The 19,386-nt window shown below is 67.1% G+C and carries 15 protein-coding genes; 7 read left to right on the top strand and 8 right to left on the bottom strand.

What is annotated here, in order from left to right; translation table 11 throughout:
* Positions 1–13 precede the first annotated feature (13 nt).
* The 5 genes from JWS13_RS18165 to JWS13_RS18145 form a co-directional block, all read right to left on the bottom strand.
* Entirely contained in the window at positions 14–1,714 is a 1,701-nt protein-coding gene (locus JWS13_RS18165) for an ABC transporter permease (RefSeq protein WP_206006870.1), read from the bottom strand.
* Complete coding sequence (locus tag JWS13_RS18160; RefSeq protein WP_206006869.1) at positions 1,714–2,880, bottom strand: ABC transporter ATP-binding protein; 1,167 nt, start codon at positions 2,878–2,880, stop codon at positions 1,714–1,716. The genes JWS13_RS18165 and JWS13_RS18160 overlap by 1 nt, the downstream gene beginning before the upstream one ends.
* Positions 2,881–3,030: 150 nt before the next feature.
* Complete coding sequence (locus JWS13_RS18155; protein WP_206006868.1) at positions 3,031–3,807, bottom strand: SDR family NAD(P)-dependent oxidoreductase; 777 nt, start codon at positions 3,805–3,807, stop codon at positions 3,031–3,033.
* Positions 3,804–4,841: an ABC transporter substrate-binding protein gene (locus JWS13_RS18150; protein WP_206006867.1), complete on the bottom strand. Its 1,038-nt coding sequence runs from the start codon at positions 4,839–4,841 to the stop codon at positions 3,804–3,806. Before JWS13_RS18150 ends, JWS13_RS18155 begins: the two co-directional genes overlap by 4 nt.
* Positions 4,842–4,926: 85 nt before the next feature.
* Positions 4,927–5,622 carry an alpha/beta fold hydrolase gene (locus JWS13_RS18145; RefSeq protein WP_206006866.1) on the bottom strand — a complete coding sequence of 232 codons (696 nt, stop codon included), beginning with the start codon at positions 5,620–5,622 and terminating at the stop codon, positions 4,927–4,929.
* Between the two features lie 105 nt (positions 5,623–5,727).
* On the opposite strand from JWS13_RS18145, the gene JWS13_RS18140 reads away from it, so the two are divergent.
* The 4 genes from JWS13_RS18140 to JWS13_RS18125 all read left to right on the top strand — a co-directional run bounded on the left by JWS13_RS18140 (position 5,728) and on the right by JWS13_RS18125 (position 12,062).
* Positions 5,728–7,662 carry an oxidoreductase gene (locus JWS13_RS18140; protein ID WP_206006865.1) on the top strand — a complete coding sequence of 645 codons (1,935 nt, stop codon included), beginning with the start codon at positions 5,728–5,730 and terminating at the stop codon, positions 7,660–7,662.
* A 73-nt stretch (positions 7,663–7,735) separates the two neighbouring features.
* Entirely contained in the window at positions 7,736–8,605 is an 870-nt protein-coding gene (locus JWS13_RS18135) for a branched-chain amino acid ABC transporter permease (RefSeq protein WP_206006864.1), read from the top strand.
* A 5-nt stretch (positions 8,606–8,610) separates the two neighbouring features.
* Positions 8,611–11,184: a branched-chain amino acid ABC transporter ATP-binding protein/permease gene (locus JWS13_RS18130; protein WP_206006863.1), complete on the top strand. Its 2,574-nt coding sequence runs from the start codon at positions 8,611–8,613 to the stop codon at positions 11,182–11,184.
* Between the two features lie 74 nt (positions 11,185–11,258).
* Positions 11,259–12,062 carry an SDR family NAD(P)-dependent oxidoreductase gene (locus JWS13_RS18125; protein ID WP_206006862.1) on the top strand — a complete coding sequence of 268 codons (804 nt, stop codon included), beginning with the start codon at positions 11,259–11,261 and terminating at the stop codon, positions 12,060–12,062.
* Positions 12,063–12,130: 68 nt separating this feature from the next.
* On the opposite strand, the gene JWS13_RS18120 is transcribed toward JWS13_RS18125, so the two are convergent.
* The gene (locus JWS13_RS18120; RefSeq protein ID WP_206006861.1) at positions 12,131–13,291 is read right to left on the bottom strand and encodes an ABC transporter substrate-binding protein; all 1,161 of its coding nucleotides are present in this window, start codon (positions 13,289–13,291) and stop codon (positions 12,131–12,133) included.
* Between the two features lie 191 nt (positions 13,292–13,482).
* Here JWS13_RS18120 and JWS13_RS18115 point away from each other — a divergent pair, with 191 nt between their 5' ends.
* Both JWS13_RS18115 and purD read left to right on the top strand, forming a co-directional pair.
* The gene (locus JWS13_RS18115) at positions 13,483–14,805 is read left to right on the top strand and encodes an FAD-dependent oxidoreductase (protein ID WP_206006860.1); all 1,323 of its coding nucleotides are present in this window, start codon (positions 13,483–13,485) and stop codon (positions 14,803–14,805) included.
* A 59-nt stretch (positions 14,806–14,864) separates the two neighbouring features.
* A complete protein-coding gene (gene purD / locus JWS13_RS18110; protein ID WP_206006859.1) occupies positions 14,865–16,118 on the top strand; it encodes a phosphoribosylamine--glycine ligase in 1,254 nt (417 codons plus the stop codon).
* A gap of 70 nt (positions 16,119–16,188) precedes the next feature.
* On the opposite strand, the gene JWS13_RS18105 is transcribed toward purD, so the two are convergent.
* Together JWS13_RS18105 and JWS13_RS18100 are read right to left on the bottom strand one after the other, a co-directional pair.
* Positions 16,189–16,941, bottom strand: a complete 753-nt coding sequence (locus tag JWS13_RS18105; protein WP_206006858.1) for a 3-hydroxybutyrate dehydrogenase — start codon at positions 16,939–16,941, stop codon at positions 16,189–16,191.
* A complete protein-coding gene (locus JWS13_RS18100) occupies positions 16,938–18,326 on the bottom strand; it encodes an MFS transporter (RefSeq protein ID WP_206006857.1) in 1,389 nt (462 codons plus the stop codon). Before JWS13_RS18100 ends, JWS13_RS18105 begins: the two co-directional genes overlap by 4 nt.
* Positions 18,327–18,439: 113 nt before the next feature.
* Here JWS13_RS18100 and JWS13_RS18095 point away from each other — a divergent pair, with 113 nt between their 5' ends.
* On the top strand, positions 18,440–19,366 hold the full coding sequence (locus JWS13_RS18095) for a LysR family transcriptional regulator (RefSeq protein WP_206006856.1): 927 nt from the start codon (positions 18,440–18,442) through the stop codon (positions 19,364–19,366).
* The last annotated feature ends 20 nt before the right edge of the window (positions 19,367–19,386 follow it).

Here is a 19,386-nt window from a genome sequence, read left to right as displayed (position 1 = left end):
GGACATACCGATATCACAGGTTGCTCAACACGTTCCGGCCACCGACGAGCATCGCGAACACGACGCCGATGCTGGTCACGGCCGTCATGAGCAGCGCCATCGCCGCCACGAGCGGGTAGGAGCCGTTCTCCCACAGGTCGAACAGCAGCGTGCCCATCACCTGTGTCGTGGCGGCTCGGACGAGCAGGGAGGCGGCGAACTCGTGGGTCAGCAGGATGAACATCAGGGCGACGGCACTGAGCACGGTCGGTCGCATCAGCGGCAGGATCACCCGGACATTGGTGACGAACGGGCTCGCGCCACTGGTCGCCGACGCCTCGGCGTACGTCTCCCCGAGCGACAGCATCGCCGTCATCTGCATCCGGGTGGAGAACGGCACCATGAGCACGACGTACACCAGGATGATGACCGCTTTGGTGCCGTAGAGGATCAGCGGAGGCTGCGTGTAGGTCAGCAGGAACCCGACGCCGAAGATCACCGCCGGAATGCCCAGGGGGAGAGCCGTGATGACGTCACCGATGGTCCCCAGGACCCGGTGCTTGCGGCCTCGCACGAGCAACGTCGCGGTGAGGTAGCCGATCGGCACGCAGATCGCCACTGCCACGACGGAGGTGAGAAGACTGGTGAACACCGAGTCGACGATGCTCGCCGTCTGGAACAGTGCCCGGAAGTTGTCGAGCGTGAACAGATTCCAGGACAGCGATTCCGACCAGTACGGAGACACCGCCACGATGGCGAGCCCGATCAGCGGAACGACGAGTGCGAGAATCGCGTACACGGAGATCGCGGCGGCGGCCCAGACCGAGCGACCGGTGTTCGGTGCGAACGCTTTTCCGCCGTGGGTGACGAAGCGCTTCTGATTGCCGAGAAGCATCTTCTGCGCGAGCACGACGACGATGCCGAAGATGACGAGCGGTGAACCCGCCGCCGCCGCGGCCGCGAAGTCTGCCGGCGACTCCGACACGCGGCGGTACATTTCGGTGGTGAGCACCTTCACGCCCGCATTCTGCCCGAGCAGGAGGGGCCCGGTGAACTGGCCCAGTCCGAGAAGCAGCGCGATTCCGCCGCCGTACACCAGGGACGGACGCAGCAGGGGGAGCACGACGCGAAAGAACACCCCGAGCGTCGACGAACCGCTGATCTGCGCGGCCTCGAGGTGCTCGGAACTGATGTTCTGCATTCCCGCGCTGACGAACAGATACACGAAGGACGTGAGTCCGAAACCGGTGAGAATGATGATCCAGGGGGTGCTGTAGACGTCGACCGGTCCGGAATCCAGGGTGTTCCACCAGGGAAGCGTGCGCAGGAGTGCGTTCAGGTACCCCGGTCCCGGAGACAGGAGGAATGCCCACCCCACCACGTTCGCGACCGCGGGCATCACGATGGGCAGGATCGGGACGATCCGGAGAAAGCTCAGCCGGCGGGGCAGTCTGGTGGCCGCGAACGCGAGCACCGTTCCCAGCACCATGGCGATGGCGAGCGACGTGACGGCGAGGGCGATGGTCGTCCGGATGGTCTGCCCGATGTCGTACCGCCCGTATTGGGCCTGGTATCCGCGAGCGCCGTCTTCGAACGCCAGCGACTGCAGCCGGAACAGCGGGAGCACGACGAGGTACGCGAGAAACGCCAGCAGCGCACCGTACCCGAGCCGGGTGCGCCACACCGCGCTGACGACGAGCGGCCGCGCGCCGCGGCTCACGGCGACGGTAGCCATCATGCCTCCGATCGGGCTGCGGCCCGGGCGAGCTCGGGGGCCTGCAGATCGACGTGCCCGTCGGGGTGCGGGAACACGCGTAGTGCGCTGGGGGAGAAGCTGACCACCAGAGCAGATCCCGTGGCGGCGCCGCGCAACCAGGACCCGTGCCGTGCCGCATCCGCGCGCAGGTACAACCGCTCACCGCCGGCGTCGACCGTCACGTCGAAATAGCGGCCGCCGTACTCCGAGGTGACGAGTTCACCGGTCAGGCCGACGTCGCCGGGGGCGACCTCGTCGAGCGAGCGGTGCAGGGCGAGGTCGTCGGGGCGCATTCTTCCCAACGCCGCGTCGCCGGCGAGGTGCCCGCCCTGGATGAGGGCCGCATCGAGGTCTACCGGGGTGCCGGCGCGCGTCGTCCAGCCCTCGTGCCGCCGAACGAGTTCGAGTCGGTTCGCCATGCCGATGAACGCGGCAACATAGTCGGAGGACGGGGCCTCGTAGACCCGTTCCGGGGTGTCGTACTGCTCGATCTTGCCCGCCTTCATGATGGCGAGCCGGTCGCCGAGCGCGAACGCCTCGGCCTGATCGTGGGTGACGAATACGGCTGTGAAGCCGAGACGTTGGTGGAGCTGATGGATCTGGGACCGCACCTGATCACGCAGTCGCGCATCGAGATTGCTCAGGGGTTCGTCGAACAGCACCAGGTCGGGTTGGGCGACCAACCCGCGCGCCACCGCCACCCGCTGTTGCTGCCCACCGCTGAGCTGGGAGGGGTACCGGTCGAGCAGAGCCCCGCAGTCCACCATTCCCGCTGCGGTCTCGACCTGACCGGAGGCCATGGCGCTCTTCATCCGGCGGACCTTCAACGGGTAGCGGATGTTCTCCCGCACCGTCATGTTCGGCCACAGCGCGTAGGACTGGAAGACCATGCCGATGTTGCGCTTGTAGGCGGGAACGTTGATCCGGGCCGATGCGTCGAAGACGGTGTGGTCCTTGAACGCGATCGACCCGCCCTCGGGCGTCTCGAGGCCGGCGATGCAGCGGAGCGTGGTCGTCTTCCCGCAGCCGCTCGGGCCGAGCAGGACGAGGAATTCGCCGTCCTCGATGTCGAGATCGAGTTGGTCGACGATGGTGTTGGACCCGAAGGTCTTGGTCAGGTTGGAAACCCTGAATTGCGATGTCACCTGGCACCTGCCTGGTTGCGAGTGGTTTGTCTTGGAGGGCGTCCGCCCGCGCTCCTGGTCCGGAGCGTCGAGCTGGAGATAAACTGAACTCAGTTCATTTCAGCGTAGCGGTGGTAGGACCGGCGGGCAAGGAGTTGCCCGGCCGGTCTGTCACGACGACGAGAGCTTGGGAGTCCTGGCGCCCGCCGAGGTTCCACCGTCGATCATGAGATCGGTGCCGGTGACGTAACTGCTCTCGTCGCCGGCGAGGAACAGGATGGCCTTGGCCACCTCGAGCGGCAGACCCCGGCGTTGCATCGGAATGCTTTTCACATACGCATCCATGTCGTCGTCGGCGAAGTCGGCGCCCGCCGTGATGGCCGTGTCGATACTGCCCGGGCACACCGCGTTGACCCGGATGTTCCTCTCGGCGAACTCCAGCGCCGCAACGCGGGTCAGGGCGCGAACGCCGAACTTCGACGCGCCGTACGCACCGAGTTCGGCGGTCGCGAGGACGCCGCGCAGCGAGGACAGGTTGACCACCGACCCGCCCGCGGTCATCGCGGCGCCCGCGGCCTGCAGTCCGAGGAACGTGCCCACCAGGTTGAGGTCGATCATGCGTCGCAACTCGGCGAGTGAGGTGTCCATGATCGACGCCTTGGACGCGGCGCCGGCCGAGTTGACGAGAATACGCAGCGGGTGGCCGCGGTCCGCCATCTCGGCGGTCACGCGGGACCAGTCGGCTTCGTCGGTCACGTCCAGGTGCAGATAGTGGGCTCTCTCACCAAGTTTCGCCGCGACGCTGTTGCCGAGGTCGTCGTCGACGTCGCACAGGTACACCGTCGCCCCGTGGGCATGGAAGAGTTCCGCTGTCGCGGCGCCGATCCCGCGTGCCGCACCGGTGACGAGAGCGCAGGTGTCACGCAGTCGCGCGTCGTGTGACGTCACTGGATGAATCTCTTTTCCCAGTCGGCCTGGTATTCGGTGAGCGATTCGGGCGTCAGATCGGAAGGGTTGGGCATTGCGATGTCCTGGGCCCGCGCGACGCTTCCCTCGATGCCGGGGAGGGCGCTCGCGTAGCCGAGCGACAGCGCCTTCTGACCGGCAGGCGTGACCATGAAATTCGCCAGCACCTGAGCCGCGTTAGGGTGCGGCGCCGCGGACAGAGCATGCGTGAACCAGGGTGTTCCCCACGGCGGCGTGGGCAGTGCCCAGTCGACCGGTGCACCCGATTCCTTCTCCCGCACCAGGGGTTGCACCACCGGGGTGGCGACGATCTCGCCGGAGGTCAAAGCCTGGGCGACACCCAGCGCGCTCGGGTAGATGCGCGGTTTCAGTTCGGCGAGCTTCTGGAGATAGTCGGGGCCGAAGTTCTTTTCGAAGAATCGGTAGAAGTCGACGTAGGCGGCGATACCCGACGGGTTGACGATGCCGATCTTGCCCTTCAACGCCGGGTCGAGGAGGTCTTCCGGCTTCTGCAGACCGCCGGGCAGCGCTGTCGTGTTCCATCCGAGGGAGAACACCGCCGCGCTGGTCAGGAAGAACTTGTCGGAGATGATGCTCTTCTCGGGCTCGTATTCCGGCGCGTCGAACGCCGGGCCGATGAGGTCGGTCGAGTACGTGCCCGACTCCGCGGCCGTCTCGATCCAGGCGGAGTCGGTGAGCATGTGGACGTCGGCCGTGCCGCGTTTCGTCTGATTCTCGACCTCGACCTTCGGGTTGATGTCGGCATCCGTTCCCCGGACGTATTCGAGGGAGATCTCGGGATACTCCTGCTCGAACGCCACTTTGAGCGCCTCGAGATTGGCGGGGTTCTGGCTCGAGTACAGCAGCACGCTGCCTTCACTCTTGGCTGCTGCGACGACGTCGTCCCACGTGCCCGACACGGGTTGACTGACACCGGACCCGCCGGATCCGCAGGCGGCGGAAGCGAACGCGGCGACCACCGCGACCGCCATCAGCTTTATCGGCACACTTCTCATGGCATGAAAGTCCTTCCGGAATCGGTTCGCCGGATGCGAACCCGTGTATTCGTTTGCGGAGCGAGGGGATAGGCGCGCCGACGGCCTACGACGAGAGGCTGTGAAGCAGCGCGGCGACCTGATCGGGAATCGTCACCATGGCCATGTGGCCGGATTCGAGAAAGACGGTATCGCCGCCGACGACGGCGGCCGATCGCTCCTGCAGTTCGGGCGGATAGCAGGCGTCCTTCGTCAAACGTACGTATGTGCGGGGTATGTCGGCCCGGAGGCCGGACAGATCGACGGACTCGGTGAGTAACGCGGCGGAGTCGTCGACCAGTTGGTCGATCATCCAGCCGGTCTGCTCGGCGTCCATGTCGTTGCACAGCATCGCTGTGGCGCCCACGGGATCCTGGCGATACACACCGCCCTGTATCGACTCTTCCACTGCGGCGCGGACGTCCGGGTCGATCTGGTCGAGCACTCGCGTGCCATCGGCCGGGACGACGGCGGAGAGGAAGACGACGTGCCGTAGTCGGCCCGCGAGCGCCGGTATGGCCGGCGTGGCCGTCACTCCGGCGAATGAATGAGCGACCAGAACGATGTCCTCCAGGTTCGCCGCCTCCACATCCTCGACGACGGCCGCGGTGCAGTCGGCGAGGGTGACGGACCGCGGGTCGGCGGACCGGCGTGTACCCCGTCCAGGGAGATCGACTGCGAGAGTGTCGCCTTCGAGCAACGGTAGGAGCGGGTCCCAGCAGGAGGCGCCCATTCCTGCGCCGTGGATGAGAACGAACGACATGATTCCCCTCAAATTGAACTGATATCAGTTTGAATCTAAAGAAGTTGCCGTGTGATGTCAATCACCTGCTAGCGTGAAGTGAATCCAGTTCAGTTAGGAGCATTCATGACGCCTCCGCTTGCGGCCCGGCCGCTGCAGCTCGGCCCGGTCACGTTGGCCAACCGTCTCGTCGGGACGGCGCACGCGTCGGGCGCCGTCGCCGGCGGTGTCCCCTCGCCCGGCGACGCAGACTACTGGCGCCGCCGGGCAGCGGGTGGCGCGGCGATGCTGATCGTCGGCGGCACCGTGGTGTCACCGAGCTCGGCCAACCGCAACGGCAACATCACCGAGGCCTGGCGTCCGGACGTCGTCGCAGGCCTCGAGGCCCGGGCCCGGGCGATCACGGAGGAGGGAGCCGTCGCGGCGTGCCAACTGGTGCACCTCGGTCGCGAGACGCTCGGCGCCGAATTGTGGAGCCATCCCGTGGCACCGACCGTCGTCCGTTCGCCCCGAGAACCGACGCGTCCCCGCGCACTCTCGTCCGCGGAAGTGGAGGGGATCGTCGATGCCTTCCGCACCTCCGCTGTGCACGCGTGGTCCGCCGGATTCCCCGTCGTCGAACTGCATGCAGCTCACGGATATCTGCTGGCGCAGTTCCTCTCACCGGTCACCAACTTCGGCCCGGGCGCCGCGACGGTCTCTCAGCGGGTGCGGATCCTCGACCGCATCGCGGCCGCGATCCGCGACGCGTGTCCCGGTGTCGTCCTCGGCGTGCGCGTCTCCGCCGAAGGAGGCGAAGAGGCCGGCCTCGGCATGGACGGATTGTGTGAGCTCCTTCCGCGCCTCTCCGGCTTCGACTACGTCAACGTCACCGTCGGCGTCCGCACCACCTACGTCCGGGACATGGCCGTCACCGACCCGCCGCTGCTCGACGCGGTCGGACGGCTGCGCGCGGCCACTTCGACACCGCTGCTCGTGTCGCAGTCCTTCCGCACCGGTGCATCCATCGACACCGCCCTGCAGTCGGGTGCCGACCTCGTCGGCGTGGCACGACCGCTGATCGCGGACCCGCACTTCCCGCGGAAGTTGCTGACCGGCCGGGAATCCTCGATCCGCCCGTGTGTGTCCTGCAACGAGGACTGCCGGGCGTTCGACCCGGTCCTGCTCTGCTCGGTCAATCCCGACCTCGCTCCGCCGGGCCGATCCGCGCGCCCGGCGTATCCGCTGACCCTGGGCCCGACGCGCCGGTCCACGGACCGACGTCGGATCGCCGTGGTCGGTGCGGGCCCGGCCGGGCTCGAGTGCGCGATGCGGCTCGGACCCGACCACGACGTCACCCTCTTCGAGGGCCGCGCCCGGATCGGGGGCCAGCTCGCGATTGCCGCGGACGCACCGAACCGCGGCGGGTGGCGTCGCCTCCTCGACTACTACTCGGACAACCTGTCGGCGGTGACGATGCGGCTGGGCCACCGGGTGAGTGCCGCCGAATTGGAGGGCTTCGACGACGTGGTCCTGGCCGTCGGGGCCGAGGAGACGCTGCCCCGCGAAGCGGCAGGAACGAGATCGCTGCTCACGTCGCAGGCACTGGTCGGGGGTGAGGAACCGCTGCGCGGCGCCGGCCACGTCGTGGTGGTCGACGACGGATTCGGGCTCTGGCCCGCGGCGAGTTCGGTCGAAGCCGCACTCGCCGCCGGCGCGGGCCTCGTGACGGTCCTGACGCCGGCCGCCGCCTTCGCATCGGGCCTCCCCGCGGAAGGTCGCGTGCAGTATCTGCGCCGGCTGTCGGGCACACCGGTCGACGTGCGCGTGCTGTCGTCGATCGTCGGGGTCTCCGACGGCTCGGTCGAGTTCGAGAACACCCTGTCCGGGGTGCGGACCCGTCTCGACGCCGACCGCGTCGTCGTCGCCGGCGAGCGGCGCTCGCTCGACTGGTCGCTCGTCGCGCCCGACAACCCGCGGGTCCACGTCATCGGCGACGCGCTCGTCCCGCGCAAGGTCGCACACGCAATCGCCGAAGGCCATGCTGTCGCCCGTGAGTACTTATCAACCGCCGGCGGTTAACAAGTACTCACGGGGGGTGTAGCTTACTGAACTGAAGTCAACTCAATTTGAACCGGCCGCCCTCGGAGGCATCGTGGATCAGTTGTTCATCACCTTGACCACCGGCATCGCCAACGGTGCCGTGTACGGTCTCATCGGACTCGGATTGGTCATCATCTTCCGATCGACCGACGTCATGAATTTCGCAATGGCATCGCTGTCCACTCTCGCCATCTATGTTGCCCTCAGTGCCTACGGAGCCGGCGCGGGCATCGTCGTCGCACTGGTCGTCGCGGTCGCCTTCGGAACCCTCAGCGGAGTCGTGGTGCGGGAAGCACTGATCCGTCCACTGGGGCAGGGGAAGCTCTTCGCCGCGCTCGTCGTCACGATGGGGTTGTCGATCATCGTCGAGCATCTGATCGGCCGGTACTGGGGAGAGCAGCCGCGACGATTCCCGCAGCTCATCGACGGCACGATCTCGATCGGCAACTCGAACCTGATGCTGCAGGACGTCGCCACGATCGTCCTCGCCGCGCTCGCCGTGTCGGCCATTGCGTATCTCTTCACGCGTACGCCGCTCGGATCGGCGATGCGCGCGGTCGCCGAATCCGCCGAGACCGCCGAGATCATGGGCATCAACGCGCACAAGGTCGCGCGGACCGCCTGGGCCCTCGGCATGGCGCTGGCGGTGCTGGGAGTCTTCCTGTACGCCCCGAAAACCGGGGTCTCGCCGGTGATCCTCGCCCCCGTGTTGTTCCGTGCTTTCGCGGGCATCCTGCTTGGTGGTCTCACCAGCATGTACGGCGCCGTCATCGGTGGACTCATCATCGGTGTACTGGACAATCTCGCTGCCGCCTATATCTCCGCCAGCTTCCGCGACACGTTCGTCTTCTGCGTGGCGGTGCTCGTGCTGCTCATCCGTCCCCAGGGCATCTTCGGCCGCCAAACCTTCGAGAGGGTCTGATATCCATGGTCACACAAGACATCTCGGCCCGGCCCGCCGGACGCACTGCCCAGCGGCTGTACCGCGGCGGTCAGCTTCTCGGCGGCCCGGCTGCCGCGCTCCTCACGCTGGTGGTGCTCTCGTCCGGGCTCGTGCCGGGCTACCAGATGTACACGGTCGGACTTGCGGCGGTGTACGGACTGATCGTCCTGTCCATCTCGCTGCTCGCCGGGTGGACGGGTATCTGGTCGATCGGGCATCCCGCAATGGTTGCGATCGGCGCCTATGCAACGGCCTACGGCAGCAGTAACGGTTGGGGACTTGCCTTCACATCCGTTGTCGCCGTTGTCTTGTGCGCGCTACTCGGAGGCTTCCTCGGTTTCGCCGGCTCCCGCTTCTCCGTGCTGTACGTCGCACTTCTGACGTTGGCGTTCACCTTGGTGACCCTCGAGATCATCGGTGCGTGGAAGAGCGTCACCGGTGGCGATCAGGGAGTGCCGGTCGAGACGTTCGAGACCGCGTTCGGCGACCTCGTTCCGTCGTCCGACGAAGTCACCTACCTCGCCGTCGGAATTCTCGGTCTCGCGATCGCGGTGTCGGTGTTCCTGCGCCGCACGACCATCCGTATGCGCATGGTCGCCGCCAAGACGCACCCCCTGGCGGGCAGATCGATCGGTATCGCTCCCGAACTGCAGTCGAGCCTCGGCTTCGCGATCAGTGCGGGTGTCGCGGGCCTGTCGGGTGTGCTGCTCGCCTTGCTGTCGGGCTTCATCAGCCCGGAGGGCTTCTCGATGGTCTTCGCGGTCAACCTGATTGCCGCGACCGTCCTCGGCGGGACCGGCAGTGTGATCGGCGCCGTTCTCGGCGGCGCGTTCCTCGCATCCGCACCGACGCTTGCGTCGTCGCTGTCGATCGACCAGCCCTACCTGATCGGGGGTGTCCTGATCCTCACCCTGCTGTTTCTCGCCGATGGAATCGTCCCGACGGCCGGGAAGCTGTTGCGCCGATTCGTCCCGGTCACCCGGGCCCTCGGCCGCCCGGCGCTGTCGATATCGGGACCAGACCTCGGGGACGCTTCAGGATCGGACGCGAACGTGCGGGCGGATACCGCCGGCGCGGCGATGCTGACGACGGAGGGGCTCGGCGTTCGATTCGGTGGTCTTCAGGCCGTGCACGATATCGATCTCCGTGTCGGTGCGGGTGAGGTGCTCGCGATCATCGGGCCGAACGGCGCCGGCAAGACGACCTTCGTCAACGCCCTGTGCGGCCTGATCGGGGGCGGTGAACTCGTGGGGACGATGGAACTCGGTGGCCGGCCGCTGAACGGCGTACGGGCGACTCGTCGACGTTCGCTCGGCCTCGGCCGGACATTTCAGCATGCCGAACTTTTCGCGGAACTGACCGTTCTCGAGAATGTCAGCGTCGTCAACCGTTGGGAGCGCCGTGCCGATCGCGACTCTGCGTTGCAGGTACTCGCAAGTGTCGGGTTGGCCGATCACGTGCACCGACTCCCCGGAGAACTGCCGTTCGGGCTGCAGAAGCGGGTCGATCTGGCCCGTGCGATCGCGGCGCTGGCCGGCAACCCGCGATTGATGGTTCTCGACGAACCGTTCGGTGGCCTCGACGCGGATGAGCGTCGGACCCTCGCAGAGCACATCCGCCGACTCTCGGATTCCGGCACCTCCGTGGTCATCATCGACCACGTCCTCGACGACCTGTTCGCCGTCGCGGATCGGGTGGTGGCGTTCGACTTCGGTGAGTTGATCGCCGACGGAACCCCGGACACCGTTCTGCAGAACCGACAGGTCCGCGACTCCTACCTCGGAAACATCGACACCACACTGATCGCACCCGACATCGACCGAACGGCGACTCCATTGATCTCCGTGCGGGGGATCGAGCACCACTACGCGGGTGTTCGCGCACTGTCCGGCATCGACCTCGACGTCCATGCGGGCGGAATCCTCGGCATAGTGGGCGCGAACGGCGCCGGCAAGAGCACTCTGGGGCGAATCCTGCACGGCGATCTACACTCGACCGGCGGCACCCGGACAGTCAACGGCACAGATGCGCTGCGGCTCAGTCTGGTTCCCGAGGGGCGTGCCTTGTTCCGCACCCTGTCGGTGCGCGAGAACCTGGAGGTCGCGGCGTATGCCGCAGGAATCTCCGGCCGCCGGTTGCGTACTCGGCTCGAAGAGTTGCAGCACGGGCTCCCCGAACGTGTCCGCACCCGCATGAACATCCCGGCAGGCTCACTGTCGGGCGGCGAACAACAGCTTGTCGCCATCGCCCGGGCACTGATGGCCGATCCCGAAGTTCTGATCCTCGACGAACCCGCGCTGGGTCTGTCCCCGGCGATGGTCGACGAGGTCTATTCGCAGGTCAATGGTCTGGCACGCCGGGGCATCACGACCATCCTGCTCGACCAGTCCCTCGCCCGGGCGCTCGAATCCTGCAGTGAGGTCGTTGTTCTCCGTCAAGGTGAGGTCGTGGCGCGCGGCAACAGCGGCACACCGGGATTCAGTCGGATCGCGGAGGCAGCGTACTTCGGCACCGAGGTCCCCGCGCACAGCGGAGAGGTGCTCGTACCAGAACCGTGACGGCCGTGAGCATTTCGCGAAGTGGAATCACTGTCCGACTCGATCGGACTCGGAGAAGAGGGAGCATGGAGAAGATGAATGCGTCTCGGACGCCAGGGCAAGTCAGATTCGAGGGCGCAGTCGCGCTGGTGACCGGAGGCGGATCAGGAATCGGAGCCGCCGTTGTCGCGCAGCTCGTCGACGAGGGGGCTGCCCGCGTCTACGTGGCCGATATCGTGGGCGACGAGTTGCACCGGAGGTACGGTGACGATCCGAGGACGATCGCACGAGTGCTCGATGTCTCGGACTCGGCGGCCGTCGACGCTGCGATGGCGGGAGTCGTCGCCGCCGAGGGCCGGCTCGACGTCGTCGTGCACGCCGCCGGGGTAGACGACCCGGAGTCCAAGAAGATCATCACGGACGCGACTGCCGCGGGCGCCCCGATCGACCTGACGGCGAACCTCACCGACGCACGGTGGCGCCGCGTGATGTCGGTCAACCTGGACGGCACATTTCACGTGGTCCGCGCTGCCGTGCGGGAAATGAAGCCGAAAGGCGGCGCGATCGTCGTGATCGGCTCGTCCTCGGCGTTCGACACCCTGACGGGGTACCCGCACTACGCGGCGTCCAAGGCGGCCGTCCATGCTTTCTGCCAGGCCGTCGCCAAGGAGGTCGTGGCCTTCGATATCCGGCTCAACCTCGTGGCTCCCGGCCCGACGGATACCGCAATGGCCGCTCGCACACCGGACGAACTGAAAGTGCAGTGGGTCAATAACACACCGGTGCCGTATGCGACACCGGATGAGATTGCGGACAACGTGCTGTTTCTCGCCTCGGAGCAGGCCAGGAACGTGGTGGGGGCGGTGTTGCTCAGCAACCGTGGACGATTCACCGTCTGAGTGCCACCTCCACTGACAACTGTGTCCCGCCCATGAATTCAGGGGCGGGACACAGTGCTACTGAGGTGCTACTGCGGCGACACGAAGTCGCCGATGGGGACGAACTTGCCGTCCTCGACCTGGACCCGGACCACGCTGCGGGTGCCGACGTGCTCGTCGGCGCTGAACGTGAGCGGAGGCATGACGCCTGTGTCCAGGGTGCCGCTCGTGACTATCGCGTCGGTGATGGACTCGGACGTGATCTCGCCGTCGATCCTCGACAGGACCTGAGCGAACGCTTTCGCCGAGCCGTAGGTTGCCAGCGAGTAGAAATCGGGCTTCTCGCCGGGCTTGTACTTCGCCAGGGCCTGCCGGTATTCCTCGACCTCCGGGGTGTCGGCGGTGGGAGGCAGCGTGAGTGACACGGCGCGGAATCCGTCAGCATTCTTACCTGCCAGGTCGAGCAGGCTGTTACCGACCGTGGGTGAGTAGCCGTAGCTGGGAATCTTGACGCCCTGCAGCGCCATCTCGTTGAGGTAGGCGGCGGCCTCCTGGATCGGCAGGATCGTCAGGACCGCATCGGGTGCGGCCGCGCGGATCTGGGACACGAACGGGCTGTAGTCCGTGCTGCCGAGCTTGACCTCCACCGTCGACACCTCCGCGCCGGCCTTCTCTAGTTCGGTCGTGGCGACCGCGCCCACGTTCACGAACGCGGCCGGATCGTTGCGGATGATCGTGACCTTCTTGGCACCCTCGTCGAGTGCCCACTGCGCGGCAGCGCGCGCCTGGTTCTCGTAGAGCGTCTGGCTGCCGAACAACCCGTCCCGCGGCGGGTCGTACCAGGCGGCGGAGCCGCCGTAGGTCCCGAAGATGGGGATCTGGTTCTGTTCGAGGACGAACGGAAACGTTGCCTCCGTCGTCGCGGTGCCGTTGGCGCCGACGATCGCGACAACGCGGTCGCGAGAGACCAACTGTCGCGCCACCTGGATCGTCTGCTGCGGATCGAAGGCATTGTCGACCGGCGTCCACTCGACGGGGCGTCCGTGGATTCCCCCTGCCGCGTTGAGCTGATCGAAGAACGCCTGGGTGCCCGCTTCCTGCGGAAGACCGCCCGATGCCTGTGGCCCCGAGAGGGGAAGCCACGCACCGAGTTTGATCGGGCCACCCGCATCGCCCGTGCCGGCTTGCGTTCCGCAGGCTGTCAAGGTCGTGGCGAGAACCACGCCGACCGTGAGAAGAATTTTCCGCACATTCACTCCTTGAATCGAGTTCAGTTCAATGGATGTTATAGGGGAACTCGTGTGTCGGCAATCACAGTTTTGACCGGCGTGGAGGCCCGCGGCGGCGGCAGTTCTCCTGGGTTCTTGAACTGACTTCAGTTAAGGGGATAGTGTGTCGTTGGTAACACAACGATTCGGTCACATGCGATGAGGAGCCCTGGATGGCAGAAATCGAAACCGACGTACTTGTCATCGGCGCCGGAATGGCCGGGTTGACTGCGGCCGCGCGGGCGGCGACTCGCGGAAAATCGGTTGTCGTCGTCGAGAAGTCCGCGGCGATCGGCGGGTCCGCCCAGTTCGCCGGATACGCCTGGACCGCGCCTTCGCACGAGGTCATGGACGAGGTCAACCCGGACGGTGATCCGGAATTACGGCGGGCGCTCGTCGACGGATTCTCCGACGGAATCGACTGGATCCGGTCACTCGGCGTCCACTGCGCGGACGCGGTGACCGTACTCCGCTACGGCACCGGCCATCAGTTCGACACCAACCGGTACATCGACGAGTGTCGTCGCCGAATCCGAAGTCACGGCGGTGAGTTGCACTCGAGTGCGGAGACTCTCTCGTTGCTCGCGCTGGACGGTGGAGTCGTCGGTGCGCGGGTCCGGCTCACGGACGGTACCGAATGTGAAATACGTTCCCCGGCGACGATTCTCGCGACAGGCGGCTTCCAGGCGAGTCCCGAATTGGCCTCCGCGCACATCCACCCCGCGGCTAGCGAGATGCAACTGCGCTCCAATCCCACCAGTGCGGGAGACGGGCTACGCCTGGCCGAGGACGTCGGCGCGGCGACCGGGACGGATCGGTCCGGCTTCTACGGCCACCTCGTACCGACGGGCGTCCGATTCCGCGACCCGTCGGATTTCGTCGCACTCTCGCTCTACTACAGCGAGCACGCGCTGCTGTTCAACCTCGACAACCGTCGTTTCACGGATGAGACCGTCGGGGACCATCTGACCACGATGGACCTCCTGGAGCAGCCCGAGTCGCGAGGGTTGCTCGTTGCCGATACGCGGGTCTACCGCGACTGGATCACCGGCAGCTACGTGGAGGGCGCCGCGTCTCTCGACAAGTACGACCTCGCGCAGCGCCGGGGTGGGCGGTGTGGAATCGCCGAGAATCTCGACGAATTCGCCTACCTTCCCGAGGAGTGGGGCTACGACGGAGCTGCGATCGCGGATCAGATCCGGTCGCTCAATGCGGCCAGTGCGGACGGGCAGCCCCCGCGTAGGTTCGACTCGTCCCCGCTCGACGAGGGTCCGTACTACCTCGTCGAGGCATGCCCGGCTCTGACCTTCCCGCTCCACGGCATCCGCATCGACGAGCACGGCCGCGTCCTCGATTCGGCGGGTGGCACGATCAGCGGACTGTTCGCCGCTGGATCGGACACCGGCGGGCTCTACAACCGCGCCTACACCGGAGGCATCGCACCTGCCCTGGTGTTCGGGTTGGCTGCCGCGGACCGGGCAGCGTGCCGCCCGTGAGTACTTATTAACCGCCGGCGGTTAATAAGTACTCACGGGCGGGCCGTAGGCTGACACCCGTGCGCGTACTCGTTATCGGCTCCGGAGCCCGTGAACATGCCCTCCTTATCGCCCTTGCCCGCGATCCGGGTGTCAGTGCCCTGATGTGCGCGCCCGGCAATGCCGGGATCGGCAAGATCGCCGAGCAGCACTCGGTCGACATCGCGTCCGGGGAGGCGGTGGCGGCCCTCGCGAAGACGCTGGACGCCGACCTCGTCGTGGTGGGCCCCGAGGTCCCGCTGGTGCTCGGTGTCGCGGACGCCGTCCGCGCGGCGGGCATCGCCTGCTTCGGCCCGTCGGCCGACGCCGCGCGCATCGAGGGTTCCAAGGCGTTCGCGAAGGACGTCATGGCCGCCGCCGGTGTGAAGACCGCGCACAGCGAGATCGTCGACTCGCCCGCCAAGCTGGACGAGGCACTCGACCGCTTCGGGCCGAACTGGGTGGTCAAGGACGACGGCCTCGCGGCGGGCAAGGGTGTGGTGGTCACCACCGATCGGGACGCCGCCCGCGACCACGCGGCCGAACTGCTCGAGAACGGCCACCCCGTCCTCCTCGAATCCTTCCTCGACGGTCCCGAGGTGTCGCTGTTCTGCGTCGTCGACGGTGAGACCGTCGTGCCGCTGCTGCCGGCCCAGGACCACAAGCGCGTCGGCGACGGCGACACCGGACCCAACACCGGCGGCATGGGTGCCTACACGCCGCTCCCGTGGCTGCCCGAGCAGACCGTGACCCAGATCGTCGACGACGTCGTGAAGCCCGTCGCCGCCGAACTCGTCGCCCGCGGCAGTGCCTTCAGCGGCCTGCTGTACGCCGGGCTGGCGATCGGCAAGGACGGCCCCGCCGTCGTCGAGTTCAACTGCCGCTTCGGTGACCCCGAGACGCAGGCGGTTCTCGCGCTGCTGAAGAGCCCGCTCGGGGAGCTGCTGAACGCGGCGGCCACCGGAACGCTCGACCGGGTCGCGCCGCTCGAATGGCAGGACGGCTCGGCGGTGACCGTCGTCGTCGCGGCCGAGCACTACCCGGCGACCCCGCGCACCGGCGACGTGATCACCGGAGCCGACGGTGACGGCGTCCTGCACGCAGGCACCAAGCTCGTCGACGACCAGGTGGTCTCCGCCGGTGGTCGTGTGCTCAGCGTGGTCGGAGTCGGAGCCGACCTCGACGCGGCCCGCGCGGACGCGTACTCCAAGATCTCCGCGATCAAGCTGCCGGGAAGCCACTTCCGGAAGGACATCGGGCTGGCCGCGGTCGAGGGCCGCATCGCCATTCCCTGAGGTCGAAGCACTGTCGAAACAGGCGTGCACCCCCGGATGATCCGGGGGTGCACGCCTGTTTCGTCACCAGTCAGCGGGCGGTCCAGCCTCCGTCGATCGTGTAGGAGGCGCCGGTGACCATGCCCGCGTCGGCGGACGCGAGCCACGCGACGAGGGAGGCGACCTCCGACGGTTCCACCAGCCGCTTGATCGCGCTCTCGGTGAGCATCACCTTCTCGATCACGTCGGACTCGCTGATGCCGTGCACCTGCGCCTGATCCGCGATCTGCTTCTGGACGAGCGGCGTCAGCACGTACCCGGGGTTGACGCAGTTGCTGGTGACGCCGTGCGGACCGCCCTCGAGGGCCGTCACCTTCGACAGTCCCTCGAGCCCGTGCTTGGCGGTGACGTACGCGGCCTTGAACGCCGACGCACGCAGTCCGTGCACCGACGACACGTTGACGATGCGCCCGAAACCCGTCGCATACATGTGCGGCAGGGCGGCGCGGATCAGTAGGAACGGCGCCTCGACCATCAGCGTCTGGATGCGCCGGAAATCCTCGGGGCGGAACTCCTCGATGGGACTGATCGTTTGGATCCCGGCGTTGTTGACGAGGATGTCGGTCTCGAGCCGCAACTCGGTGAGCGGATCGGTGTCGAGGAGGTCGACGTGCCACGCCGTTCCGTCGATCTCGTCGGCGAGGCTCTTGGCGGCCACGTCGTCGAGGTCGGCGACCGTGACGTGCGCTCCGCGCGCCGCGAGCGCCCGGGCGCAGGCCGCACCGATGCCGCTGGCACCGCCGGTGACGAGCGCGGTGCGCCCGGCCAGGTTCTGCTCGGTCATGCCGGGACCCCGTTCTCGGCGTCGGCCGACTTCTCGTCCGCGAGGATCTGCGCGTCCGCCGCGTCGATCGACTCGAGCGAGATGCCCTTGGTCTCCCGGGCGACGACGACGGCGACAGCGGTGATCAGGCAGGCGATCGCCAGGTAGATCGCGATCGGAACGGCCGAGTCGTACTTGCTGAGCAGGCTGGCCGCGATGATCGGCGCCAGCGAACCGGCCACGATCGACGTCACCTGGTAGCCGAGGGAGACACCCGAGTACCGCATGCGCGTCGGGAACATCTCGGCCATGATCGCCGGCTGCCCGGCGTACATGAACGCGTGGAACACCAGGCCGATGATGATCGCACTGAGGATGACGGCGTTGTGCCCGCTGTTCATCATCGGGAAGGCGAAGAAGCCCCACGTGCCCGCGGTCAGCGCACCGATCATGTAGACGGGACGGCGGCCGATGGTGTCGGAGAGCCGGCCGACGAGCGGGATCGCCGCGAAGTGCACGGCGTGGGCGATCAGCATCCACCAGAGGATCTGCGCGGTGTCCGTGTGGACGACGATCTTGAGGTACGTGATCGAGAACGTGACCACCAGGTAGTACATGACGTTCTCACCGAAGCGCAGGCCCATCGCCGTCAGCACGCCGCGGGGGTAGCGCTTGAGCACCTCGAAGACGCTGAACGACGTTTCCTTGATGTGCTCCGCTTCCTTCTGCGCCTGGATGAAGATCGGCGCGTCCGTCACCTTGGTGCGGATGTAGTAGCCGACGAGGACGATGACGGCCGACAGCCAGAACGCCACGCGCCAGCCCCAGCTGAGGAAGGACTCGTCGGACAGCGTCGTCGTGAGGATCAGCAGCACCACGGTCGCAACGAGGTTGCCCGCCGGCACGCCGGCCTGCGGCCAGGACGCCCAGAAGCCGCGGGACTTGTTCGGGCTGTGCTCGGCCACCAGCAGCACCGCGCCGCCCCACTCGCCGCCGACGGCGAACCCCTGAATGAAGCGGAGGGTGACGAGCAGGGCAGGGGCCCAGTACCCGATCTGGCCGTACGTGGGCAGGCAGCCCATCAGGAACGTGGCCGTTCCGACGAGCAGAAGGCTGAACTGGAGCAGTTGTTTGCGGCCGAACTTGTCGCCGAAGTGACCGAAGACGATGCCGCCGAGCGGCCGGGCGACGAAGCCCACGGCGTAGGTCACGAATGCCGCGATGATCGCGTCGAGTTCGTTGCCGCCTGCCGCGAAGAAGACCTTGCTGAACACGAGCGTCGCCGCGGTGCCGTAGAGGAAGAACTCGTACCACTCGACGACGGTGCCGGCCATGGACGCGCCGACCACCTTCTTCAGCCCGGACGGCGGGGCTTCCTTCGCGTGCGCTGTTTCGTCGACGCTCATCTGTCGCTCCTCTTCACACTCCGCGCCCCGTTGTGACTCGGGGCACAGTTCATTGGTCCTGCCGAGTATTGATGCATATTTGTGCGCACACAATGACGCAACCTGCAACCCACATGTGCAAATATGCAGAAGTGACGTCCGGAGCAGCCCTACCCAGCCCCGACGACCTCCTCGTCCTGCTGGCAGTCGGGCGGACCGGTCGCTTCAACACCGCCGCCGACGACCTCGGGGTCAACCACACGACCATCTCGCGCCGGATCGCGAGCCTCGAGAAAAGCCTCGGCGGCCGGGTCCTCGTGAAGGCCGCCGGCGGGTGGGAGCTCACCGACCTCGGGCGGCAGGCGCTGACCGCCGCCGAACGCGTCGAGGCCGCCGTCCACGGACTGGTCACCGAACCCGGCGGCGCCGACCACCTGAAGGGCGTCGTCCGGGTCTCGGCGACCGACGGGTTCAGCGCCTACATCGCGGCACCCGCAGGCGCGCTGATCCGCAGCAGGCACCCCGACGTGTCCGTGGAGATCGTCGCGATCACCCGCCGGGCATCGCAGCATCGCTCGGGACTCGACATCGAGATCGTCGTGGGCAAACCGCAGGTGCACCGGGCGGAGGCGCTGTGGCTGGCCGACTACACCCTCGGCCTGTACGGCGCGCGGTCGTATCTGTCCGAACACGGCACCCCGACGCGGGTGAGCGATCTGGCCGATCACTCACTCGTCTACTTCATCGACTCGATGCTCCAGGTCGACGAACTCGACCTCGCACGCCGCCTCACCGTCTCGATGCGCGAATCGGTGACGTCGACCAACGTGTTCGTGCACGTCGAGGCCACCCGGGCGTCGGCAGGCATCGGGTTGCTGCCGTGCTTCATGGCCGACCGCCACGACGACCTCGTGCGGGTGCTGCCCGGGCAGGTCGAGGCCACGCTGGCGTACTGGCTCGTGGCGCGGCCCGAGTCGCTGCGACGACCGGAGGTCGCGGCGGTGGTGGGGGCGATCCGGGAGACGGTCGAATCGCAGCGGGATGCGTTGGCGGGGGAGTGAGCGCGTCACGCTAGCGTCAT

It is taken from the genome of Rhodococcus pseudokoreensis, assembly GCF_017068395.1.
Lineage (GTDB): Bacteria > Actinomycetota > Actinomycetes > Mycobacteriales > Mycobacteriaceae > Rhodococcus_F > Rhodococcus_F pseudokoreensis.
Note: the sequence above shows the minus strand (reverse complement) of the source record. Positions and strands in the feature narration are given on the sequence as shown.